The 22,806-nt window shown below is 46.1% G+C and carries 18 protein-coding genes and 1 riboswitch; of the genes, 9 read left to right on the top strand and 9 right to left on the bottom strand.

The genetic code is table 11. The features are described 5' to 3' along the window. Window positions 1-23 precede the first annotated feature (23 nt). The 3 genes from gcl to glxR all read left to right on the top strand — a co-directional run bounded on the left by gcl (window position 24) and on the right by glxR (window position 3,538). Window positions 24-1,766: a glyoxylate carboligase gene (gcl, locus tag C1S73_RS14555; RefSeq protein WP_038866014.1), complete on the top strand. Its 1,743-nt coding sequence runs from the start codon at window positions 24-26 to the stop codon at window positions 1,764-1,766. Between the two features lie 68 nt (window positions 1,767-1,834). Further along, window positions 1,835-2,617, top strand: a complete 783-nt coding sequence (gene hyi / locus C1S73_RS14560) for a hydroxypyruvate isomerase (RefSeq protein ID WP_038866016.1) — start codon at window positions 1,835-1,837, stop codon at window positions 2,615-2,617. 33 nt (window positions 2,618-2,650) lie between these two features. After that, window positions 2,651-3,538, top strand: a complete 888-nt coding sequence (gene glxR, locus C1S73_RS14565) for a 2-hydroxy-3-oxopropionate reductase (protein WP_038866018.1) — start codon at window positions 2,651-2,653, stop codon at window positions 3,536-3,538. A gap of 171 nt (window positions 3,539-3,709) precedes the next feature. Here the strand turns inward: glxR and glpD are convergent, their stop codons facing one another. The 4 genes from glpD to C1S73_RS14585 form a co-directional block, all read right to left on the bottom strand. Next, window positions 3,710-5,269, bottom strand: a complete 1,560-nt coding sequence (gene glpD / locus C1S73_RS14570) for a glycerol-3-phosphate dehydrogenase (protein ID WP_038866021.1) — start codon at window positions 5,267-5,269, stop codon at window positions 3,710-3,712. 180 nt (window positions 5,270-5,449) lie between these two features. After that, window positions 5,450-6,241 carry a DeoR/GlpR family transcriptional regulator gene (locus C1S73_RS14575; protein ID WP_038866023.1) on the bottom strand — a complete coding sequence of 264 codons (792 nt, stop codon included), beginning with the start codon at window positions 6,239-6,241 and terminating at the stop codon, window positions 5,450-5,452. 203 nt (window positions 6,242-6,444) lie between these two features. Further along, window positions 6,445-7,962 (bottom strand): glycerol kinase GlpK, encoded by a 1,518-nt coding sequence (glpK, locus tag C1S73_RS14580; RefSeq protein ID WP_038866025.1) that lies wholly within the window; start codon window positions 7,960-7,962, stop codon window positions 6,445-6,447. 57 nt (window positions 7,963-8,019) lie between these two features. Then, window positions 8,020-8,874 (bottom strand): MIP/aquaporin family protein, encoded by an 855-nt coding sequence (locus C1S73_RS14585; RefSeq protein ID WP_038866027.1) that lies wholly within the window; start codon window positions 8,872-8,874, stop codon window positions 8,020-8,022. A gap of 611 nt (window positions 8,875-9,485) precedes the next feature. On the opposite strand from C1S73_RS14585, the gene glpT reads away from it, so the two are divergent. Together glpT and glpQ are read left to right on the top strand one after the other, a co-directional pair. Further along, window positions 9,486-10,853, top strand: coding sequence for a glycerol-3-phosphate transporter (gene glpT, locus C1S73_RS14595; RefSeq protein ID WP_038866032.1), 1,368 nt, complete (start codon window positions 9,486-9,488; stop codon window positions 10,851-10,853). Between the two features lie 53 nt (window positions 10,854-10,906). After that, window positions 10,907-11,962: a glycerophosphodiester phosphodiesterase gene (gene glpQ / locus C1S73_RS14600; RefSeq protein WP_038866034.1), complete on the top strand. Its 1,056-nt coding sequence runs from the start codon at window positions 10,907-10,909 to the stop codon at window positions 11,960-11,962. A gap of 140 nt (window positions 11,963-12,102) precedes the next feature. On the opposite strand, the gene dapD is transcribed toward glpQ, so the two are convergent. The 5 genes from dapD to C1S73_RS14625 all read right to left on the bottom strand — a co-directional run bounded on the left by dapD (window position 12,103) and on the right by C1S73_RS14625 (window position 17,033). Next, window positions 12,103-13,134: a 2,3,4,5-tetrahydropyridine-2,6-dicarboxylate N-succinyltransferase gene (gene dapD / locus C1S73_RS14605; protein WP_038866037.1), complete on the bottom strand. Its 1,032-nt coding sequence runs from the start codon at window positions 13,132-13,134 to the stop codon at window positions 12,103-12,105. A gap of 325 nt (window positions 13,135-13,459) precedes the next feature. After that, the gene (locus tag C1S73_RS14610) at window positions 13,460-14,443 is read right to left on the bottom strand and encodes a GGGtGRT protein (RefSeq protein WP_038866039.1); all 984 of its coding nucleotides are present in this window, start codon (window positions 14,441-14,443) and stop codon (window positions 13,460-13,462) included. 23 nt (window positions 14,444-14,466) lie between these two features. Next, entirely contained in the window at window positions 14,467-15,159 is a 693-nt protein-coding gene (locus C1S73_RS14615) for an iron-sulfur cluster assembly scaffold protein (protein WP_038866042.1), read from the bottom strand. Window positions 15,160-15,419: 260 nt separating this feature from the next. Then, window positions 15,420-15,494, bottom strand: a riboswitch (Fluoride riboswitch). A gap of 156 nt (window positions 15,495-15,650) precedes the next feature. Further along, window positions 15,651-15,950, bottom strand: a complete 300-nt coding sequence (locus C1S73_RS14620; RefSeq protein WP_038866044.1) for a YebG family protein — start codon at window positions 15,948-15,950, stop codon at window positions 15,651-15,653. Between the two features lie 165 nt (window positions 15,951-16,115). Beyond that, entirely contained in the window at window positions 16,116-17,033 is a 918-nt protein-coding gene (locus C1S73_RS14625) for a LysR family transcriptional regulator (RefSeq protein ID WP_005427361.1), read from the bottom strand. Between the two features lie 112 nt (window positions 17,034-17,145). On the opposite strand from C1S73_RS14625, the gene C1S73_RS14630 reads away from it, so the two are divergent. The 4 genes from C1S73_RS14630 to recC all read left to right on the top strand — a co-directional run bounded on the left by C1S73_RS14630 (window position 17,146) and on the right by recC (window position 22,724). Next, window positions 17,146-18,120 carry a TDT family transporter gene (locus C1S73_RS14630; RefSeq protein ID WP_038866047.1) on the top strand — a complete coding sequence of 325 codons (975 nt, stop codon included), beginning with the start codon at window positions 17,146-17,148 and terminating at the stop codon, window positions 18,118-18,120. A gap of 348 nt (window positions 18,121-18,468) precedes the next feature. After that, complete coding sequence (locus C1S73_RS14635; RefSeq protein WP_038866048.1) at window positions 18,469-18,717, top strand: GlsB/YeaQ/YmgE family stress response membrane protein; 249 nt, start codon at window positions 18,469-18,471, stop codon at window positions 18,715-18,717. Between the two features lie 22 nt (window positions 18,718-18,739). Next, on the top strand, window positions 18,740-19,018 hold the full coding sequence (locus C1S73_RS27785) for a hypothetical protein (RefSeq protein WP_125459483.1): 279 nt from the start codon (window positions 18,740-18,742) through the stop codon (window positions 19,016-19,018). 232 nt (window positions 19,019-19,250) lie between these two features. After that, window positions 19,251-22,724 (top strand): exodeoxyribonuclease V subunit gamma, encoded by a 3,474-nt coding sequence (gene recC / locus C1S73_RS14640; protein WP_038866064.1) that lies wholly within the window; start codon window positions 19,251-19,253, stop codon window positions 22,722-22,724. The last annotated feature ends 82 nt before the right edge of the window (window positions 22,725-22,806 follow it).

The raw sequence follows: 22,806 nt of genomic DNA on the forward strand, positions 1-22,806 counted from the left end.
TGCGATGTTTTTGGAGAAGTACTATGGCTAAGATGAGAGCGATCGAAGCGGCTGTTTTGATCATGAAAAAAGAAGGGGTTAAGGTCGCATTCGGTGTTCCTGGCGCAGCTATCAACCCTCTATATGCGGCATTGAAAAAACTGGGTGGCATCGAGCATGTTCTGGCTCGTCACGTAGAAGGCGCGTCGCATATGGCTGAAGGTTACACTCGTGCTAAAGATGGCAACATCGGCGTGTGTATCGGTACATCTGGCCCTGCTGGTACAGATATGATCACCGGTCTGTATTCTGCGTCAGCAGATTCAACGCCGATTCTTACCATTACTGGTCAGGTACCAACAGCGAAGCTTCATAAAGAAGACTTCCAAGGAGTCGATATTGAAGCGATTGCGAAGCCTGTGACTAAAATGTCGGTGACCATTCGCGAAGTTGGCCAAGTTCCTGGTACTTTCCAAAAAGCATTTTACGAAATGCGTTCGGGCCGTCCTGGCCCTGTCCATATTGACTTACCAATGGACGTTCAAATGGCGGAGATCGAGTTCGATATCGATTTGTATGAGCCATTAGAGCCACACAAACCAAAAGCAAGTCGAGCTCAAGCAGAGCGCGCACTGCAAATGCTGAATGCAGCGGACAAACCTATTTTGGTTGCTGGTGGTGGCATCATTAACGCTGGTGCGTCGGCACTACTACAGCAGTTTGCTGAAATTACAGGTGTTCCAGTTATCCAAACACTGCGTGGTTGGGGGGCAATCTCTGACGATCATGAACTGATGATTGGTCGTATGGGGTGTCAAGCAGGCCATCGTTACGGTAACGCTTCTTACCTAGAGTCTGACTTTGTATTTGGTATTGGTAACCGTTGGGCGAACCGCCACACAGGTGCAATTGAAACTTACACTAAAGGTCGTCAATTTATTCACGTAGATATCGAACCAACACAAATTGGTCGTATCTTTGGCCCAGATCTTGGTATTGTCTCTGATGCAGGTGAGGCGCTTAAAGTCTTTGTTGAAGTTGCTCAAGAGATGCAAGCTCGTGGCGAACTAAAAGATCGCTCAGCATGGCTAGGTGAGTGCCAGGAACGTAAGCGTACTATGTTGCGTCGTACCGATTTCGACAATAACCCAATTAAGCCTCAACGTGTCTACCAAGAAATGAATGAGGTATTCGGCCCAGAAACGCGTTATGTCGCAACCATCGGTAACGCGCAAATTGCAGCGAACCAGTTCTTACATGTCCACCGTCCTCGTCACTGGATTAACTCATGCCAAGCAGGCCCTCTAGGTTGGACAATGCCTGCAGCACTTGGTGTAGCGAAGGCCGATCCTACAACACCGGTTGTTGGTGTTTCTGGTGACTACGATTTCCAATTCTTGATGGAAGAGTTGGCGGTCGGTGCACAATTCAAACTGCCTTACATTCACGTACTAATCAACAACGCTTACCTAGGCTTAATCCGCCAATCTCAACGTGCTTTCGAGATTGACCACTGTGTGCAACTGGATTTTGAAAACATTAATGCTCCAGAAGTAAATGGCTACGGCGTTGACCATGTGTCAGTAGTAGAAGGTCTTGGCTGTAAAGCGATTCGTGTGTTCAACCCAGAAGATATTCAACCGGCACTGCGCAAAGCTCAAGCGTGGCTCAAAGAGTTCCAAGTTCCAGTTGTTGTGGAAGTGATTACGGAGCGCGTGACCAATATCGCAATGGGTCCAGACATCGACAAAGTGGTCGAGTTCGAAGAAACCATCGATTTGGATTAATAGCTAACTCACTCTCCTCCACGCCTTTGAGTGGGGGAGGGCATCAACAAATATTCTTGGAGTGACTTATGCCTAAACTAGCTGCCAACCTTTCTATGTTGTTCACGGAATACGATTTTATGGACCGTTTTGAAGCGGCATCCAAAGCGGGTTTCCGTGGTGTTGAATACCTCTTCCCATACGATTATGACGCTCAAGAAATTGCGGCTGAGTTATACCAGTTTGGTTTAACTCAAGTGTTATTCAATCTACCTGCTGGTGATTGGGCCAAAGGGGAGCGCGGTATTGCTTGCCACCCTGACCGTGTAGAAGAATTCCGTAAAGGTGTGGATAAAGCAATTCGTTATGCCAAAGCATTGAATTGCCAACAAGTGAATTGTCTTGTGGGGATTAAACCTTCGCATGTTTCTGAAGAAGAAGCATTTCAGACTGTGGTTGAGAATTTGAAGTTTGCGTCTGAAAAGCTCAAAGCGGAAGGCATTAGTTTAATTATGGAAGCCATTAATACACAAGACATGCCGGGCTTCTTTATAAACAGCACAGAAAAAGCACTGCGCGTTGTGGCGGAAGTGGGTGAAGCCAACTTAGGTTACCAATACGACATTTACCACATGCAAATTATGGAAGGCAATCTGGCTCGTACACTGAAAGATAACCAGTCAACTATTGCGCATATTCAGCTTGCGGATAACCCAGGGCGTCATGAACCTGGGACTGGTGAAATCAATTATCCATTCCTACTTAAGCACATTGACGATATTGGCTATCAAGGCTGGATTGGCTGCGAATATGTGCCAGCAACAACAACAGAAGCGGGCCTAGGCTGGCTAAAAGAATACAACCTAATTTAATAGCGTAAAGAATTGAGAATCGGAGATAGAAAAATGGCGAATATCGGTTTTATCGGTACAGGTATCATGGGCAAACCAATGGCGAAGAATCTGCAAAATGCAGGTCATACCTTGTACTTCTCTGAGCACTTTGAAGCAGCTCCGTCAGATTTATTGGGTGACAATGGTTTTGCAGCGCCAACCCCGGCTGCAGTCGCTGAAGCGTGTGAGTTCATTATCGTGATGGTGCCAGATACACCACAAGTTAACGACGTACTATTTAGTGAAATTGGTATTGCTCATGGCCTTGCGAAAGACAAAGTTGTGATCGACATGAGTTCAATTTCACCTATCGCGACGAAAGAGTTCGCTAAAAAAGTAGAAGAACTAGGCGCATTTTATCTCGATGCACCAGTATCTGGCGGTGAAGTCGGTGCGATTAACGGCACGCTATCAATCATGGTTGGTGGCCGTGATGAGATTTTTGAACGCGCGAAACCTTTGTTCGAGATCATGGGGCAAAACATCACATTAGTTGGTGGAAACGGTGATGGTCAAACCTGTAAAGTCGCGAACCAAATCATTGTCGCTTTGAACATTGAAGCGGTTTCAGAAGCGCTTGTTTTTGCTTCTAAAGCGGGTGCAAATCCGGCGAAAATTCGTCAGGCTTTAATGGGTGGTTTCGCATCCTCTAAAATTCTTGAAGTGCACGGCGAACGCATGATTAACGGTACGTTCGATCCTGGTTTCCGTATATCACTTCACCAAAAGGATTTAAACCTTGCGTTGGAAGGTGCACGAGCACTGAATATCAATCTACCAAACACTGCAACAGCGCAGGAGCTATTCAATACTTGCGCATCGTTAGACGGTTCAAACTGGGATCACTCTGCGATGATCAAAGCGTTGGAGCACATGGCGAATCATTCTATTCGTGACTGATTTTGAGTTGGCCCTCTGGTCGGTAAGTCAGCTCATTAGTCGGGGCGCCCGCCCCGACTATTTTTATCTGTGATAGTTACTATCCAAACTCTTGAAATCTTGCACTAATTAAAATCCCCCAACAGTTTCCTGATGGGGGATTTTCATGCCTTTAGTGATGGTTACAAGTTGTTAGCTAACTTGCGAAAGGTTCACGACTTTCTGTTGCAACTTTTCTTTTAAGTAATCGGTGAGTGCTTGCTGTTCTTCTTGGTTCATGTAAAGACCAAGCTTAGTACGACGCCACAGAATGTCTTCCTCATTTATCGCCATTTCGTGATTCATCAAGTAATCAATTTCACGTTGATATACGCCATTTGCTTGCTCTGAGAAGCAGTGACCAAGATCCTCTATGCTGTTAGTACCTTCCATCAGATCCCAAGTTTGGGTACCAAACTGAGTCACGTAGCGCAGCAACATCGCTTCTGATGCCCATGAGTATTTCGCATGAATCATCTTCGCCAGTTGCTCACGGCTGCAACTGAAGTTACCGCCAGGAAGGGTTTGGTTTGCCGTCCAGTCTTTACCCATTTCAGGTAAGTAAGGTGCAAGTTTCTTCATCGCCGCTTCACCAAGCTTACGGTAAGTCGTAAGCTTGCCGCCGAACACTGAAAGTAAAGGTGCGTGGTCGTATTCAGCATCCAGTTCTAGTGTGTAGTCACGTGTGATCGCTTGCGGTGAGTCAGACTCATCATCACACAACGGACGTACACCACTGTATGTCCACACCACGTCTTCACGGCTTAGCTGGTGGACAAAGTGTTGGTTAACGATATCGATCAAGTAATCGACTTCATCTTCGGAAATCGCGACTTCACGCGGATCGCCTTTGTATTCCACATCTGTTGTACCAATGATCGAGAACTTATCTAGGTAAGGGATCATAAATACGATGCGGTTATCTTTGTTTTGTAGGATGTAGGCTTGCGGCTCGTTGTGGATACGCGGAACAACGATGTGCGAGCCTTTGATCAAACGAATGTTGCGAGGGGAGGTTTGCTCTAATCCTTCGTCAAAGAACTGTTTCACCCATGGACCAGCAGCATTAACTAAAGCTTTTGCCTTGCGTTCGAAACGTTGATCTGTGGTGACGTCATGAATAGTGACATGCCAAATGCCACCTTCACGGTGTGCTTTCTCTACGCGGCAGTAGTTGCGAACTTCTGCGTTATTCTCTTTAGCCGCTAGAACGTTCAACAACACTAAGCGCGCGTCATCCACCCAACAATCGGAGTATTCGAAACCGGTTTTTATTTCAGATTTTAGTAGACCTGATTTTGCTAGGTTGACGGTTTTGCTGCCCGGAAGAGTGGTTCGTTTACCCAAGTTATCGTAAAGGAACAGACCGCAGCGGATCATCCACGCCGGGCGTAAAAATGGGCGGTGTGGTAAACGGAAGCGCATTGGTAGAGCGACATGAGGCGCTTTACGTAAGATCACTTCACGTTCAGCGAGCGCTTCCGAAACCAAACGAAACTCATAGTGTTCAAGGTAACGTAATCCACCATGGATAAGTTTAGAACTAGCAGAAGAAGTAGCAGATGCGAAGTCGTTAGCTTCGTACAAACCGACGCTTAAACCACGGCCGGCAGCATCTGCTGCAATGCCAGCCCCGTTAATGCCGCCACCAATCACGATCATGTCTAGAGTAGGGAGTGGATTAGTTTTGGAAGCATTTTGTTGGATACTCATAAATTTGACCTCTCGATGAGCGAACGAGCAATTTAGAACATGAAATAATCGTAGCTTAGGTTTCGTTTATGATCATCTATTATTTTCGTTTGTGAGCGTTTTGTGTGATTTGGGCATAAAAAAACCTCTATGTAATTAAGATAGAGGTCATTTGTTACGAAGAAATTTGACAGTGTGTTGCTATTCGGTTTCGTTTCTTTCGATCATCGTATCAACCACTTCAAGCGGGATCGCGGCTTCTTTCAATATCGACAGGATTTCTTCTGGTGGCAGCTTGTTGGTAAACACCATATTTAATTGCGAAATATTACCAAGTTTCACCATTGCATTTCGGCCAAACTTAGTATGGTCGACGGCGAGAAACACACTTCGGCTATTGTCGATGATAGCTTGCTTAACGCGAACTTCGTGGTAGTCGAAATCTAACAGTGAGCCATCAAAATCGATACCACTGATACCGAGAATGCCAAAGTCGAGACGAAATTGTTTCACAAAGTCCAAAGTTGCTTCGCCCACAATACCACCGTCACGGTTACGGACTTCACCACCAGCTAAAATCACTTTGATTTCTGGATTAGGTAAGAGAATAGTTGCAACATTGATGTTGTTGGTCACCACGCGTAATTGCTTATGGCTTTTGTTTAATGCTCGGGCAACAGCTTCAGGAGTGGTACCAATATCAATGAACAAGGTCGCGCCATCAGGAATGTGTTTTACCACTTCTTCGGCAATCACGTCTTTCTCATTGAAGTTAAGCGCTTTACGCGTGTTATATGACGTATTCTCTGAACTAAGCGGAATCGTTGCGCCACCATGATATCGGCGTATTTTGTTTTCATCTGCTAGGTCGTTGAGATCGCGACGAATAGTTTGAGGGCTTACATTGAATTTCTCGACCAGCTCATCCGTGCTGACATAGCCTTGTTTCTTCACCAACTCGACGATCTGTTGGTGCCTTGGTATTTGCTTCACTTAGCACTCCCATGTGCACTGGTAATAGCCAATGCTTCAAAATCGAAAATATAAACTCACTCTATTGTGCTCGAATTAGCGCGAAGTGAGAAGTAAAGGGAGTAAGGATTACGCGATCAGGCGCAAAAAAAAGAGCGCTGAATTCGCGCTCTTTATTATTAGGGGGAGTCGTTTGTCAAGAAACGTCAAACGATAGTAGAAAATTAGTCTTCGTCGTCGTGAAGCTCCGACCAGGTTTGTGCACACTTAACAGCACGCTTCCAGCCTTTGTAACGGCGATTGCGCTTTTCTTCGTCGTGATGTGGTTCGAAAGTGCGATCAAGCACTGCTTTGTCTTGCAACTCGTCAATGCTTTCCCAAAAACCAACGGCTAAGCCCGCTAGATAAGCAGCACCCAACGCCGTTACTTCAGTCACTTGTGGACGGTGCACTTCGGTATCAAGCACGTCAGATTGGAACTGCATTAGGAAGTTATTTGCGACCGCACCGCCATCGACACGAAGGTTCGCGAGCTTGATACCAGAGTCAGCTTGCATTGCATCTAGAACGTCACGAGTTTGGTAAGCTATACCTTCTAATGTTGCGCGGATAATATGGTTTGCATTCACGCCACGAGTTAGACCGACAATTGTACCGCGAGCGTAAGCATCCCAATATGGTGCGCCCAGGCCCGTAAATGCTGGCACGACATAGACACCATTTGAAGAATCAACTTTAGTTGCAAAATACTCTGAATCTTCAGCGCCAGCCAAGATCTTCATCTCATCACGTAGCCATTGAATTGATGCGCCGCCCATAAATACTGCACCTTCTAGCGCATATGCCGGTTCGCCTTTAGGGCCGCACGCAAGAGTAGTCAGTAGGCCGTTCTTTGAAGTGACTTTCTCTTCACCCGTGTTCATCAGCAAGAAACAACCCGTGCCGTAGGTGTTTTTCGCTTGACCTGCTTCTACACACATTTGTCCGTAAAGTGCTGCTTGTTGATCTCCAGCAATACCTGCAATTGGGATACGAGTACCGCCTTTACCACCAATGTTAGTTTGACCGTAAATTTCTGATGAGCGTTTGACTTCTGGCATCATCGAAGCTGGAATGCCCATCTCATCCAGCATTTTCTGATCCCAGCATAGGTCATTGATGTTGAACAACATGGTACGAGATGCGTTAGTGTAATCCGTTACGTGGACACGGCCTTGAGTCATCTTCCAAACCAGCCAAGTATCAACGGTACCGAACAGCAGTTTGCCTGCTTCAGCCTCTTCGCGCGCACCTTCAACGTTATCTAGAATCCACTTCACTTTTGTACCAGAGAAATAAGGGTCTAGAACCAAGCCAGTGTTGTCGCGAACGTAATCTTCTAGTCCGCGCGCTTTTAATTCTTCACAAATATCGGCAGTACGGCGACATTGCCACACGATTGCGTTGTAAACCGGTTTGCCAGTCTCTTTGTTCCATACAATCGTAGTTTCACGTTGGTTAGTAATACCAATAGCTGCTAGTTCGTCGCTTCGGATACCAGACTTTGCTAGTGCTTCAACCAAAGTTGAACTTTGTGTTGCCCAGATTTCCATTGGGTCATGCTCAACCCATCCTGCCTCTGGGTAAATCTGAGTGAATTCTCGTTGAGCGACACTCACAATATTCGCATCATGGTCGAGGATTACAGCGCGAGAGCTTGTCGTACCTTGGTCGAGGGCAACGATGTATTTTTGCTCAGTCATGGTAAGAGTCCTTTTATTTCGTTATTAGATTTGTACGAGTTGTTTGTTTTTCTGGAGTTAAGCACGAGCCTGTTCGGCTTCTTCTTCGGTTTCGCATTGGTTAGGAATTGTGCATCCATGGCCTTGAGATGGTAGGTGAACAGCAATGGCTTTTGGGTATAACCAAGCTCCGAAACATGCACCTGCAATTGGAGCGAACATAGGGACGATAAAGTAAGGAATATCGCGAGCACCGCTCAAGGCGTAATCCCAACCTGCGAAGTAGGCGAACAGTTTAGGCCCGAAGTCACGTGCAGGGTTCATTGCAAACCCTGTAAGTGGACCAAGAGATCCACCAATAACTGCAATGAGAATACCGATCAGTAGAGGGTTCATTGCGCCGCGAGGTGCGCCGTTGTTCTCATCACCGAGGGCTAAGATAGCGAACATTAGCACTGCAGTAATCACGAATTCCACAGCAAAAGCGCCAAAGAAAGAGAGAGAAGCATGTGGGTAAGTCGAGAAAATGCCCGCCGTCGCTAATGCGTCCTGGCTGCTACGAACGAAGTTGTGTGCGATTTCGTAATCAGTAAATAGATTACTGTACAAGCTGTACACCAAAGCCGCAGAGCAAAACGCGCCGAGCATTTGAGCAATGATGTAAGGCACAACTTTCGCCTTATCAAATCCATGAAACATAGCAAGTGCAATGGTGACGGCTGGATTGATGTGTGCACCGGATACGCCCGCAGTACAGTAAATTGCGATGGCAACGCCGAAGCCCCAGACAATACTAATTTCCCATTGTCCGAATGTTGCTCCTGTTAGCACGAGTGCTGCAACACAGCCCACACCAAAGAAGATAAGCAGTCCTGTTCCGATGAACTCGGCTAAACATTCTCCGAGCAAAGAGGGGGATTTGTTTGCTGTCATGTTAATAATCCTTTAGTTACTTGTTTATCTAGCACGTGCAATTGTGCATGCATGAGAGAATTCGAAAATAAACGCGCTGTAAAATTGAGCGTTTGAACATGAAATTGTTAATTTACACGCCTGTTTTTGTTAAATGGCGCATCTTTTGGAGTGAAAAAGAAACTAAACGTGGTGTGTTTTGTGTTCGTTTTGTTGCTTATTGGTTTCTGGGAGTGGTTTTAGTTTTAATGCTGCTTAACTATTTGGAAGGCAAGCCTATATTGAACCGGGTCGTTAAGAAGGAAAACACAGCTATAAATCGCATATGTTTTGGTAAATTCCTATTTTTGTTTTGTTCTCTGCGCGTTTTAACTTCAATCTATACAGGTATTAGGCATTTGTTTCTTATTAAGACAAAATCGAACAGTAACGAAATCTGGGGAAAGTGGAAGCATAGTCTAACTAAATGTCTCTAATTTTATGTATTTACTGAAATTTAATCCTTATGCAACATTTGTCACAGAAATAAAAATCGAATCTCATAGAATGCAACTACTTTCGAACGAAACTGCTTTTTGCTCGTTCGCGATTTAATGCTCCCTACCATCGCTCACAATATTAATGAGGTTCCTATGTTTGGAATATTCAAACCTAAGGCGCACATCGATCGCTTATCGTCCGATAAGATCGACAGCACTTATTCCCGCTTACGTTGGCAACTCTTTATCGGCATCTTTGTCGGCTATGCCGGCTACTACCTAGTTCGTAAAAACTTTAGCTTGGCGATGCCTTACCTTATTGAACAAGGTTTTAGCCGTGGTGACTTAGGTGTTGCTTTAGCTGCAGTTTCTATTGCCTATGGTTTATCAAAATTCTTAATGGGCAGTGTTTCTGACCGCTCTAACCCTCGTTACTTCTTAAGTGGCGGCCTATTAATGTCTGCGCTTGTGATGTTCTGCTTCGGCTTTATGCCTTGGGCTACGGGCAGCATTACTGCGATGTTTATTCTATTGTTCCTAAACGGTTGGTTCCAAGGTATGGGATGGCCTGCCTGTGGTCGAACCATGGTTCACTGGTGGTCACGTAAAGAACGTGGCGAGATCGTATCGGTTTGGAACGTGGCGCATAACGTAGGTGGTGGTTTAATTGGTCCACTATTTATTCTTGGTCTTTGGGCATTTAACGACGATTGGCGCACCGCTTTCTATGTACCTGCATTTTTTGCCACGCTCGTTGCTATCTTCATTTGGTTCACGGTGAGAGACACGCCTCAATCTTGTGGTCTTCCACCAATTGAAGAGTATAAAGACGACTACCCAGACGATTACGACAAGTCTCATGAGAAAGAAATGAGTGCGAAGGAGATTTTCTTCAAGTATGTCTTTTCTAATAAATTGTTGTGGTCAATTGCGATCGCGAATGCGTTTGTTTACCTGATCCGCTACGGTGTGTTGGACTGGGCTCCAGTGTATTTAAAAGAAGCAAAAGACTTCTCAGTAGATAAATCTTCTTGGGCTTACTTCCTATACGAGTGGGCTGGCATTCCTGGCACGTTATTGTGTGGTTGGATTTCTGACAAAGTGTTTAAAGGTCGCCGCGCCCCTGCTGGCATCTTATTTATGGTTCTTGTCACGGTTGCGGTGCTTGTTTACTGGTTTAACCCAGCAGGTAATCCAGCCGTCGATATGATGGCGCTGGTGGCTATCGGTTTCTTGATTTACGGCCCAGTGATGTTGATTGGTTTGTATGCACTAGAGCTTGCTCCTAAAAAAGCGGCGGGTACTGCCGCTGGCTTGACCGGGTTATTCGGATACTTAGGTGGCGCTGTTGCTGCGAACGCTATTCTTGGTTACACCGTTGACCACTTCGGTTGGGATGGTGGGTTCATCATTCTTGTCGGGTCTTGTATTACCTCTATTATCTGCTTGATTTACGCTTTCTTGGGTGAACGCGCTCATCACGAACAAAAAGCACGTGAGAAAGAAGCATTGGCGTCATAAAACATTAAAGGGGCGGTGGAATATTGCTCCTTCAATAAGTTAAGGAAAGAACAATGAAAACAACGTCAATTTGCATGACGATTCTCGCTCTCGGCATTTCGGCTGGAGCGGTAGCACAACCGCTTGTTATCGCGCACCGAGGAGCATCGGGTTATCTGCCAGAACATACGTTAGAAGCAAAAGCTCTTGCGTATGCAATGAAGCCGGACTACATCGAGCAAGATGTGGTGATGACCAAAGACGATCAACTCGTCGTATTGCATGATCATTACCTCGATCGCGTGACCGATGTGGCTGAGCGATTCCCAGACCGTGCTCGTAAAGATGGTCGCTACTACGCGATTGATTTCACTTTGGAAGAAATCAAATCATTGCGAGTCACTGAAGGCTTTAACATCGATGATAAAGGTAACAAGGTTGCTGGTTATCCGACACGATTCCCAATGTGGAAATCAGATTTTACCGTTCCTACTTTTGCGGAAGAGATTGAGTTGATCCAAGGTTTAAATAAAACACTGGGTTATGACATCGGTATCTACCCAGAAATTAAAGCGCCTTGGTTCCATCGCCATGAAGGTAAAGACATCTCAAAAGCGGTGCTTAACGTTTTAAAGCAGTACGGTTACGATTCGCAAGACGACAAAGTATACCTTCAGTGTTTTGATGCGAATGAGCTTCAACGCATCAACAGTGAGCTCATGCCTGCAATGGACATGGATTTAAAGCTCGTTCAGCTCATGGCTTACACCGACTGGAACGAAACCATGGAGTACAAAGGCGACAAGGCAACACCATACAGTTATGACTGGATGTTTGAAGCCAATGGAATGAAGAAGGTTGCAAAATACGCGGAAGGAATTGGCCCTTGGAAGCCAATGTTGGTGGATGACAAATCAACCAAGGATAACATCATCATCAAACCTCTGATGAAAGCGGCAAAAGACGCAGGTTTGCAAGTTCATCCTTATACTTTCCGAGCGGATCCAGGGCGTATTCCTGCTTATACTGACAGCTTCGATGGCATGATGGATGTCTTCTACAATCAGGTGAAAGTGGATGGTTTGTTTACTGACTTCCCTGATAAAGCAGTGAACTTTCTGAACAAGTAAAGTTCTAAAAATTGGGTGTTTGAAACGCTCAGTATTACGTCACACGCCATGTCGTAACAATGTGCCATCTATCAGGCAATAAAAAATCCCCCAACAGTTTCCTGCTGGGGGATTTTTCGTAGGGCTAATTCACGAATGAATTAGTTGTTTTTATGCAGTTCGCTGTTCAGTTCAACCGCGCTCTTGTTAGCAAGACACTCGATTTGACCTGTTACAGAGTTACGACGGAACAGTAGGTCAGAAACACCAGCAAGGTCGCGTGCTTTCACTACTTCTACTTCTTGGCCTGCAGAATCTAGCATGCGTACTTTAGAACCAGCAGTTACGTACAGACCTGATTCGATAGTACAACGGTCACCCATTGGGAAACCAAGACCTGCGTTCGCGCCTAATAGAGAGTTTTCACCGATAGAAACCACAACTTTACCGCCGCCAGATAGCGTACCCATGATAGATGCGCCGCCGCCGATGTCAGAGCCGTTACCAACCACTACGCCAGCAGAGATACGACCTTCAACCATGCTCACGCCAGTTGTACCCGCGTTGAAGTTGATGAAGCCTTCGTGCATTACCGTTGTGCCTTCGCCAACGTGTGCGCCAAGACGTACGCGAGAAGTGTCAGCGATACGAACACCAGTTGGTACCACGTAGTCCACCATTTTAGGGAACTTGTCTACGCAATCTACGCTTAGTGCACGACCTGCTAGGCGAGCTTCGATTTGACGCTCTGCTAGTTCAGGTAGATCGATTGGACCTTCGTTAGTCCATGCGATGTTGTGTAGTAGACCGAAGATGCCGTCTAGTACCGTGCCGTGCGGTTGAACTAGGCGGTTAGAGATAAGTTGAAGTTTTAGGAAACCTTCAGCAACGCTTTGTGGCTGCTCGTCAGTTGCAAGGATAACCAGTACAAGTGGTTGTGCCGATTCTGCTGCTTTTGCTGCGAAAGATGCGTTTGCTGCATTGCCGTTTGCTTCAAATGCTGCTGCCAGTTCTGCGCTTTGTGCTGCAGAGATCTCGATAGCTTGGTTGCCTTGCTTGTAACCTGCTACTGCTGCTAGTGCGTTAACAAGCGCTTCGCTTGGGTTAAGAACTGGGTTTGGGAAAAACGCTTCGATGATTTTGCCGTCGCGGTTTTTAGTTGCCGTACCAAAGGCTAGAGAGAAGAAAGCCATAGTTGATCTCCATGTGTTGAGTCTTGTGTCTCGTCTGTTCACTGACAAGAAATAATTAAGTTGTCAGCCATCATAAAGAGAGTGTTGGGGAGTTTAAAGAGGGGAAATGGAGAAAGTCTGTAGATGGATACCTTTTGTCTTTTTAGAGATATGTTTGTCTGATGAGAAATGTGTCGCAAAAGCCTTATCAGACCGATTTTGGGCAGAGACACAGTGACGTTGGAGAAGAGGGCATCGCAAAAAAATAAGGGGAGGACCGAAGTCACTCCCCCTACACTGGGTTTGTTGGATTTACTGGCTTTGGATAGTAAAGCGATAAATCGACTTAGAGGTTTAGCTCACCGACCTCTACTGCAAGTGCAACCGTTGCACCTACCATTGGATTGTTGCCCATACCGATGAAGCCCATCATCGCGACGTGTGCTGGTACTGAAGAGCTACCCGCGAATTGCGCATCGGCGTGCATGCGACCCATAGTGTCTGTCATGCCGTAGGATGCAGGACCTGCCGCCACATTATCAGGGTGTAGAGTACGACCAGTACCACCACCTGATGCAACTGAGAAGTAAGGCATGCCTTCACGGTTACGTTCCGCTTTGTAGATACCTGCTACAGGGTGTTGGAAGCGAGTCGGGTTGGTTGAGTTACCTGTGATGCTCACATCCACTTGTTCTTTATGCATGATAGCCACGCCTTCACGCACATCGTCTGCACCGTAGCAAAGGATCTCACCACGTGGACCTTGGGAGAAACGGCGACGTTCTACTTCGACTAACTCACCAGTTTGGTAGTTGTATTGAGTGCGTACGTAAGTGAAACCATTGATGCGTGAGATTAGGTAAGCGGCGTCTTTCCCCAAGCCATTTAGGATAACTTTCAACGGATTTTTACGTGATTTGTTCACGTTCAATGCGATTTTGATTGCGCCTTCTGCCGCTGCGAATGACTCATGGCCCGCAAGGAAAGCGAAACAGCCACTTTCTTCATTCAGTAGACGAGCCGCCAATGCGCCGTGACCGATACCCACTCGGCGCTGCTCTGCCACGCTGCCTGGTTTTGTGCAGGCTTGAAGGCCTTCACCGATGATGTTTGCAGCTTCTTCCGCTGTTTTTGCACCGCGGAAAATCGCCAAAGCAGTGCCCAGTGTGTAGGCATCGGCAGCGCTTTCAAACGCTATAGGTTGAGTGTCCATCACCAATGCTTTAGGGTCGATACCACGATCCATACAGTATTGGTATGCCTCTTCCAGAGAAGAAAGTTGCATTTCGTCTAATGTGCGACGTACAGATTCAGTAATTGGAGTGTTCATAATCTCTTTCCTCTTGGTGGCAATTATTGTTGGCGTGGGTTGATGGTAGATACGGCTTCGTCAAAACGACCGTAAGTCCCCGTTGCTTTCTCTGCGGCTTCTGCTGCAGATACGCCTTCGTTGATGGCTTTCATCATCTTGCCTAGGTTGAGATATTGGTAACCAATCACTTCTTTGTTTTCGTCTAGTGCGAGTTTTGTTACGTAGCCTTCAGCCAACTCCATGTAACGCACGCCTTTTGCTTTAGTTGAGTAACTAGTACCCACTTGGCTACGTTGAGTTTGACCAAGGTCTTCCAGTGCCGCACCAATTTCCAAGCCGCCTTCAGAGAAAGCAGATTGAGTACGCCCGTAAACAAATTGAAGGAAGATTTCGCGCATCGCGACGTTGATAGCATCACATACCAAGTCGGTATTCAGTGCTTCAAGAATGGTTTTGCCAGTTAGGATTTCTGCGGCCATCGCGGCTGATTGAGTCATGCCTGAACAGCCGATCGTTTCGATCAAAGCTTCTTCGATGATGCCGTTTTTGACGTTAAGGGTCAGTTTTGCTGCACCTTGTTGAGGAGCACAAGCACCAACGCCGTGGCTAAGACCAGAAATCGCGATAACGTCTTTTGGATTGATCATTGCGCCTTCAACAGGGATCGGTGCAGATGCATGAAGATCGCCGCGTTGAATCGGGCACATTGATTGGATTTCGTGTGAGTATTGCATAATGTTTTCCCAGTGTACGATATCCGGCATATTGGTCAGACTCAACGGCGTTGACTGCTCTTATTCGCTCCATCAGATAGAAAAACTATGTTCAGGAGGCTCACGCGTTTGTCGCCTTGTTGAGTTAACAACTATTTTGGATATCTTTTTAATTTTTGAGAAAACAGGAGCGGGGTTGGAGAAGAGTTGAATTGCTCACTACAGAACTCTTGCTTTCACAATATAGGTGAAAGCATTTCCAACAGGGCTGACCTGTTTTCGTTTCTGTAGGAGTCATTAGCTTTAAAGCGGTTCGAATCTTTCAATTCCGGTGGCACCCCATCACCGTGCCCATTTAGATTAGATCTAAGTCACACTAATCTGCAACATGAAATTTAGAGCAATTTGGGATATTAAATCGGTTCTTTATATTCTCAGAGATATATAGCGATAAATGCAACGCATAAAAAAACGCCACATTATGCGACGTTTTTTCTAAACAAATGAGAGGCTTATGCAGCGTCTTCTTGCTCGCCATCTTCTTCAACAGCTTCAAGCTTCTTTGCTTTTTTTGGTGCAGGTTTACGTTTTGCACCTAGAGCGTAAAGCACTTCTTCTTTGTTTTGCGCAAGGTACATTGCAAGATCTTCTTGCTTACCTTCGTCTTCTAGAAGTTCACTCTTACCCAGCAGTGAGAATAACTCGTCCGCCATATCCAGCATTTTGTCGTATGCGTCAGCTTCCGCTTTAGAGGTAAAAGTCATTTTCTCTTCTCCATTGCGTTCTACCACGTACTTGACGATTACAGCCATGGTTGGTCCTCTAAGTTAATTTGTTAAATTTTATACTGGCTTTTTATACAGTTTTTGACCAATTAAGTCTAGCGACAAGCCTCAGAATGAGAGCCGTGTACAACTAAGTGACCAGCATTTGAACTATCTGCCTTGAACTATCTCCCGTGAACGAGTTATCTCGAACTAGCCATCTTTAAGATGAGGGTTCTCTGGTCGCTCCCAATCTTGGCAGAATTCAATGAATGTACGCAGGAGCGGGTTTTGATACTTCTCTTTGTGGATCAAAAGCCAGAAGCGACGCTTCATATCCAGTGGCATATTGAGCATTTTCACTCGACCATCACGAATTGCAGGTTCTGCAGATAGGCGTGATAAACAACCTAAACCCAGCCCAGCAGATACCGAATTGATCAGCGCTTCTGTTGTATTGAGCTGAAAAGCCTCATGCCAGTGTTCTAGACGCGGAGCGATGGCTCGCATGAAGAACTCACGAGAACCAGAACCCGCCTCACGCAGAATCCATTCTGTGTCTTCGAGTTCGTTTAGGCTGATTGGCCCTTCATCGAAGTTAGGGTAATCCGGCGGGCAAATTACACACATTTCGTCTTCACTGAATTGCGTTGATTCCAACTCTGGGTGTATGGTCTTGCCCTCGATGAGCGCGATGTCGAGTTCGTACGCGATCAACATGTCACAAATCTGGGCAGAGTTGGAGATGAACAAACTCTGCGACTGGTGATTCGTTTCATCACGAAAATCACTTAACAGGTAAGGTGCAACTTGGTTGCCGATGGTGTCACTGGCACCGATGCGAAGCAGCCCTGATAAGGTTTGGTCGCCATCGAACACACTCTCAATATCCCGAGCTCGGTTGAGGAGTTCATCCGCGAGGGGCAAAAGTTTTTGTCCTTCTTGGTTGAGAATTAAGCGGTTGTTCACCCGGTCAAATAGGTGATGACCAATTTGTTTCTCTAACTCAGACAGCGCCATACTCACGGCCGCCTTAGAAAGAAACAGGCTTTCCGAAGCCGCAGTTAGCGTCTTGTGCTGAGTGATCGTAGTAAAAACTTTCAGTTGTTTAAGAGAGATATGACTAGGCATGATATTCCGTTAAGTTTATCTGAACGTTAGTTTTAAATAATTAGATATATTGGAACGAAGTGCAAGAGTAATATACACCCCATAGAAAGTTAGCCTAGATTTTGAGGTCGTAATGATTCAAAGAACAAAAGCAAAAGTAATGGGAGCACCAACCCCAATGGCGGGTCTGGCTCTTGGTATTGCGAGCTTAGGTTGGAGTTGGGAAAACTTCGCCGAATTACATGGCTATGGACAGTGGATTAGCGCTGGTATTGCAAGCGTGCTGCTAGCAATCTTGGCGACTAAATTTCTTTTTCACAATCATTTGTTGAGACAAGATCTTGCGCACCCTGTGGTGGGTAGTGTCGTTCCAACTTTCGCGATGGGAACCATGGTGGTTTCAAATTCTCTAGGGCACTTTTTCCCTGTTGCAGGTGACGTGCTTTGGTTAGTGGCGGTAGCTCTACATATCGTGTTCCTAGTGAGCTTCTTGTACCACCGCGCGAAAGACTTCGAACTACACCACATGGTGCCAAGCTGGTTCGTACCACCAGTGGGTATTATCGTTGCAGACGTGTCTTTCTCAGGTAACCCAGTGCTTGCACCTATTGCACACGGTGCGTTGGTCTTCGGTATGGTGGCTTACGCGGTGATGTTGCCAATGATGATCTACCGTTTCATGTTCACTCATGAAATCCCAGATGCAGCAAAACCAACCATGGCAATCATGGCGGCACCAGCTAGCCTATCGTTGGCTGGTTACCTAACCGTAACGGCAACACCTTCACCAGTGATTATTGCTCTGTTGTTTGGTATCGCGGTATTGATGACAGCCATCATCTACTTAGCCTTCTTTAAATTGCTAAGACTGCCATTTAGCCCAGGTTACGCAGCGTTTACCTTCCCAATGGTGATTGGTGCAACGGCTCTGTTCAAAACAGCAAATTGGATGGAAGCAAATGGTCTAGCAGCGCACTATGTACAACAAGTTCGCGGTCTAGCAGGTATCGAATTGATTGTGGCAACGATTGTGGTGACTTACGTAGGTTTGCAATACATCAATAACTTACTAATCCAACCACGCTTGATGACAACACATCACGCATAAGTCTTACTCGTAAAGCAAAGTCTCTTGGTCTCTCTCGCCAAGAGGCTTTTTTTGTATCGGTAGGGTGGGATCTAAAGCCAATCTGCAGATAAAAAAATGCCACCCCAAAAGGGTGGCGGAAAATTAGATACAATTTTAATACATCAAACTTTAGTAACCGCAACCATTGTAGCGAGAGTTCTCATGCAGATGATGGCAATTCGAAACTTACCTCTCTTCACTATGCCTACTCAAAGTCATAACCTTTGGCGGACTTAGGCACTCGCGAATGTATAAATTACCGAGTGCTAATGTATAAAAAATATAACTTTCTAGAATGTTAACTTTCTCAATAGGAAGGATTACTTCATGGCTATTATTGCTTGGATCGTTTTAGGTTTGGTTGCTGGTCTATTGGTACAATGGATATTACCAACACGTACTTCAAACAGTTGGATTGCGACAATCATTCTTGGTGTGCTTGGTGCATTTGTCGGTGGCTACGTAGGTTCAATGTTTGGTTTTGGTGCTGTAGGTGTGTTGAGCGTTGAGGGGATTATTACTGCGACCATCGGCGCTGTCATTTTGCTTTTTGTGTTCCGATTGCTGCGCAAATAACACGCTCAGACACGGTATCAGCATGCAGTATTCTCTCGAAGAAATCTTACACTACTTGAACGACAACCATTTTAGAGCCAGTAACAAAGCGGTCGCTGAAATCCTAGGTGTCAGCGTTTGGCCACTTATCTACAAATTGGATAAGTGTCATCCAGCAGACTCTTGGTTAGTTGATGACAAAACTGGGCTTCCTGTCGGCTACAGTCCAAAGAACTATCACCCTCATTTGTTCCAAAGGAGGGTGATATTGTCGAGTGTGTCTGTGTTAAGGCAACATTTACTTCATCAATATGCTCGCTAGGGGGGATACACTGGTGTGAGCTATCCCTTCCTTCCAACTCCGCTGTATTTTATATATCTACCTTGAGTACTCAGTGAGGAAGGGAAGTCATTGTCTACAGGCAGTTGATTACTTGTTCAAACTTTGTCTAATCTCTAACCTTTTGTTATTTAAGCTATCGAGATCGCTCTAGGAATAAATGTGGCTGTGCTAAGCTTGCTAGCAGTTTCCATTGGCATTCGGTGCACCTACTTTGTTTACTGTCTATCACTCCAATCAGGTCGATGTTCTCAAATCACTTCTTGTTGAACTGATTCGCATCAGTCCATTAGAAAATCCATTCGAAAAAGAGCAAATTCTGGTTCAAAGCCCGGGTATGTCTCAGTGGTTAAAAATGGAATTGGCGAAAGAGTTTGGTGTTGCGGCAAACTTAGAATTTCCGCTACCAGCGACTTTTATTTGGGACATGTTCACCCAAGTATTGGCTGATGTGCCTAAGCGCAGTGCCTTCAACAAAGAAGCCATGACGTGGAAGCTGATGCACTTGCTTCCGGGTTTACTTAACGAAGCGTCATTCGAACCTTTGGCTCGTTATCTTCAGGACGACACTGACAATTCCAAGCTGTATCAATTGGCAGAGAAAATTGCTGATATCTTCGATGGCTATTTGGTGTATCGCCCAGAATGGATTGCAAGCTGGGAAGCCGGACAAACGGTACCTGAACTTGAAGACGAACACCCATGGCAGCCAGTTTTGTGGCAAGCGTTGTACGATCACACGGTTACTCTTGGGCAATCGCCTTATCATCGTGCCAATTTGTACGAACACTTCATTGATACGCTAGAAAACTTCAACGGTAACTTTGACCATCTGCCGAAGCGTCTGTTTGTGTTTGGTATCTCTTCACTGCCGCCACGTTACATGGATGCGCTCAAAGCTATTGGTGAACACATTGATGTCCATCTGATGTTTACCAACCCTTGTCGCTATTACTGGGGTGAGGTACGTGACCGTAAATTCCTAGCTCGCCTAGCAGCAAAACACCGTCAGCACGTGGTGTGGCAAGAAGACCATTCTGAAGTGCAAGGTGAGACTGAGCAGTTAAAAGGTTCACTAGAAGAAAACGTGGTGGATGAGCTGCATACCGATGTGGTAGGTAACAGCTTGTTGGCGTCGATGGGTAAACTTGGGCGCGATAACATGTATCTGTTGTCGCAGCTCGAATCTCATGAGATTGAAGCTTTTGTTGATGTCGAGCGAGACAGTCTGCTCCATCACCTTCAAGCCGACATTCTTAATTTAGAAGAACACCAAGACGACGAGCAAATCGACAGCAGCCAGCACAAACAAGTGGTGAGTTTGGGTGATAAATCCGTGAGCTTGCACTCTTGCCACAGCCCAATGCGAGAAGTGGAAGTGCTACACGATCAGCTTCTGGCGATGTTCGATGCCGATCCGACACTGAAACCGCGCGATATTATTGTCATGGTGGCAGACATCAATGCCTACAGCCCTGCGATTCAGGCGGTGTTTGGCAATGCGCCGGGTGAGCGATTTATTCCTTACTCGATTTCAGATCGAACGGCCGATCAAGAAAGCCCAATTTTGGCGGCTTTCATGCAACTTGTTAATTTACCGAATACACGTTGCTTGGCTTCTGAATTACTTGAGCTGTTAGAAACGCCGGCGATTTTGAAGCGATTCGATCTCAGCGAAGATGATTTCCTTCAAGCCAAACAATGGGTGGAAGAATCCGGCATTCGCTGGGGGCTAGATAGCCATACGGGCAGCGAATTTGAACTGCCAGAAACACGCCAAAATACATGGCAATTTGGTATCCAGCGTATGTTGTTAGGTTACGCGATGCCAGAATCTGCCGGTTTGTTTGAAGCGCAAGAGGGTAGCCTCTCGCCATACAATGAAGTGCAAGGTATGGGCGCAGAACTTGCTGGTAAGTTAGCTCACTTTATTCAACAAATTAGCCAATATCGCCGCAAACTTTCCCATGTTCAGTCGATTGATGCATGGCGTGAAACCTTGGTGGCGATGTTGGATGACTTCTTCTCTGTGGAGTTAGAAGGGGAAATGGCGCTCAAGTCGATTCGAGATACCTTAAGCCAACTGAAAGAACAGCTAACCGATGCGGCATTTGATGATGCCTTGTCGCCTTCTATTGTCAGCCAGTATCTACAAAACAAGCTGTCAGGAACACGGGTTAGCCAGCGCTTCCTTGCCGGACAAGTGAACTTCTGTACTCTGATGCCGATGCGCTCGATCCCATTTAGAACCGTGTGTCTACTTGGTATGAACGATGGTGTTTACCCGCGCTCAATGCCACCAGAAGGTTTTGACTTAATGACAGGGCGCACGAAACCGGGCGACCGTTCACGCCGAGACGATGACCGTTACCTATTCTTAGAAGCAGTGCTGTCTGCACAGCAAAGTTTGTACATCAGTTACGTTGGGCGTTCTATCCAAGATAACACCGAGCGCGTGCCGTCTGTTCTGGTGTCGGAGTTGATGGAATATTGCCATCAGAACTACTGCCTAGATAGCGATCAAGACCAGCCTGTCGATGACTCGGGAGATAAACTACTCAATGAGTTAGTGAATGTGCATGCCATGGTGCCATTCAGCCCAAGTGCATTCCAAGGTTCTCACTCAAGCTATGCCAAAGAGTGGATTCCAGCTGCGTTGACCCAAAGCAATCAATCGCAAGGTCATGCTCGTGGCGAGTTTAACCGCGCATTGGATGATTACTTGCTTGGCGCAACCTTCCCAATCGAGTTGGACTTGGTGGAATTACAACGCTTCTGGCGTTTGCCAGTTCAGTATTTCTTTAACCGCCGTTTGAAAGTGATGTTCGAGCCGCCATTGCCTGTGATGGAAGATGACGAGCCCTTTGTATTAGGCGGCTTAGAAAGCTATCAAATGCGCGATGAGTTACTAGAAACCTTACTCGAAACCGCCATTACTCAACCGTCCGCAAAAGCAGATGTACTCAAGCACTTTATGAGTGAGCAACGCGCACAGGGCAAATTACCGGTTGGCGCATTTGGTGATATCGAGTTTGAAACCAACCGCGTGCAAGCGGAAGTGCTGGTGGATAAGTTGGCGTTCTTATCCGGTGCGCCGCAAGACGATTTAGAAATCGACCTTACCTTCGATGTGCTTGGTGACGGAAAAAATATCCGTCTAACCGGTTGGTTAACTCAATGCTATCAATCTGGGTTGATTCGCTACCGCAGTGGTAAAGTTCGTGCGCAGGATTACCTTGCTGCATGGATTGATCATCTTGCTATGTCTGCCTCTGGTCACGCTAGAAAGACCCACGTTATCGGTTATGACCGCAAGGAAGGCGCGGTGCATTTGGTTTACCCAGCAATGGCAGACACTGCGCAAGCGAAACAACTGCTTGCTGAATTAGTACGTCTGTTTTTTGAAGGCATGACCAAGCCATTACCATATTTCCCGAAAACAGCACTGGCGTGTGTCGAGGCGGGCTTTAGTCGTGGCCACTGGGCTGATGACGAAGAGAAATCGCTAAAGAAAATGGCGGACGCATTCAATGATGGTTACATGAGCCCAGGCGAAGGAAACAATGCGTATATTTCGCGTATTTGGTCGGCTTGGAATAATGAGCTTGCAGCAGAAGTTCGCACACTGACTGCATTGGTTCTTCAAGGCGCAAGATTGACGGCGATGGATGCTGAAGATAATAAATAAGTTGGAATGATTAAGGATGAAAAGGAGTAGGGTGGCCGCCAGAAAATCATTATTTTTTGTAGGGCGTTCGCTGTACGGCCAC

This window comes from Vibrio jasicida 090810c, from assembly GCF_002887615.1.
Lineage (GTDB): Bacteria > Pseudomonadota > Gammaproteobacteria > Enterobacterales > Vibrionaceae > Vibrio > Vibrio jasicida.

What these genes read in the sequence shown, in the direction of transcription:
- C1S73_RS14635 (WP_038866048.1), top strand. Translation starts at nt 18,469, where the DNA reads ATGGCTATTATTGCTTGGATCGTTTTAGGTTTGGTTGCTGGTCTATTG.
- glpQ (WP_038866034.1), top strand. Translation starts at nt 10,907, where the DNA reads ATGAAAACAACGTCAATTTGCATGACGATTCTCGCTCTCGGCATTTCG.
- C1S73_RS14620 (WP_038866044.1), bottom strand. Translation starts at nt 15,950, where the DNA reads ATGGCTGTAATCGTCAAGTACGTGGTAGAACGCAATGGAGAAGAGAAA.
- gcl (WP_038866014.1), top strand. Translation starts at nt 24, where the DNA reads ATGGCTAAGATGAGAGCGATCGAAGCGGCTGTTTTGATCATGAAAAAA.
- glxR (WP_038866018.1), top strand. Translation starts at nt 2,651, where the DNA reads ATGGCGAATATCGGTTTTATCGGTACAGGTATCATGGGCAAACCAATG.
- C1S73_RS14585 (WP_038866027.1), bottom strand. Translation starts at nt 8,874, where the DNA reads ATGACAGCAAACAAATCCCCCTCTTTGCTCGGAGAATGTTTAGCCGAG.
- glpD (WP_038866021.1), bottom strand. Translation starts at nt 5,269, where the DNA reads ATGAGTATCCAACAAAATGCTTCCAAAACTAATCCACTCCCTACTCTA.
- C1S73_RS14630 (WP_038866047.1), top strand. Translation starts at nt 17,146, where the DNA reads ATGATTCAAAGAACAAAAGCAAAAGTAATGGGAGCACCAACCCCAATG.
- C1S73_RS14610 (WP_038866039.1), bottom strand. Translation starts at nt 14,443, where the DNA reads ATGAACACTCCAATTACTGAATCTGTACGTCGCACATTAGACGAAATG.
- glpT (WP_038866032.1), top strand. Translation starts at nt 9,486, where the DNA reads ATGTTTGGAATATTCAAACCTAAGGCGCACATCGATCGCTTATCGTCC.
- C1S73_RS14625 (WP_005427361.1), bottom strand. Translation starts at nt 17,033, where the DNA reads ATGCCTAGTCATATCTCTCTTAAACAACTGAAAGTTTTTACTACGATC.
- dapD (WP_038866037.1), bottom strand. Translation starts at nt 13,134, where the DNA reads ATGGCTTTCTTCTCTCTAGCCTTTGGTACGGCAACTAAAAACCGCGAC.
- glpK (WP_038866025.1), bottom strand. Translation starts at nt 7,962, where the DNA reads ATGACTGAGCAAAAATACATCGTTGCCCTCGACCAAGGTACGACAAGC.
- C1S73_RS27785 (WP_125459483.1), top strand. Translation starts at nt 18,740, where the DNA reads ATGCAGTATTCTCTCGAAGAAATCTTACACTACTTGAACGACAACCAT.
- hyi (WP_038866016.1), top strand. Translation starts at nt 1,835, where the DNA reads ATGCCTAAACTAGCTGCCAACCTTTCTATGTTGTTCACGGAATACGAT.
- C1S73_RS14615 (WP_038866042.1), bottom strand. Translation starts at nt 15,159, where the DNA reads ATGCAATACTCACACGAAATCCAATCAATGTGCCCGATTCAACGCGGC.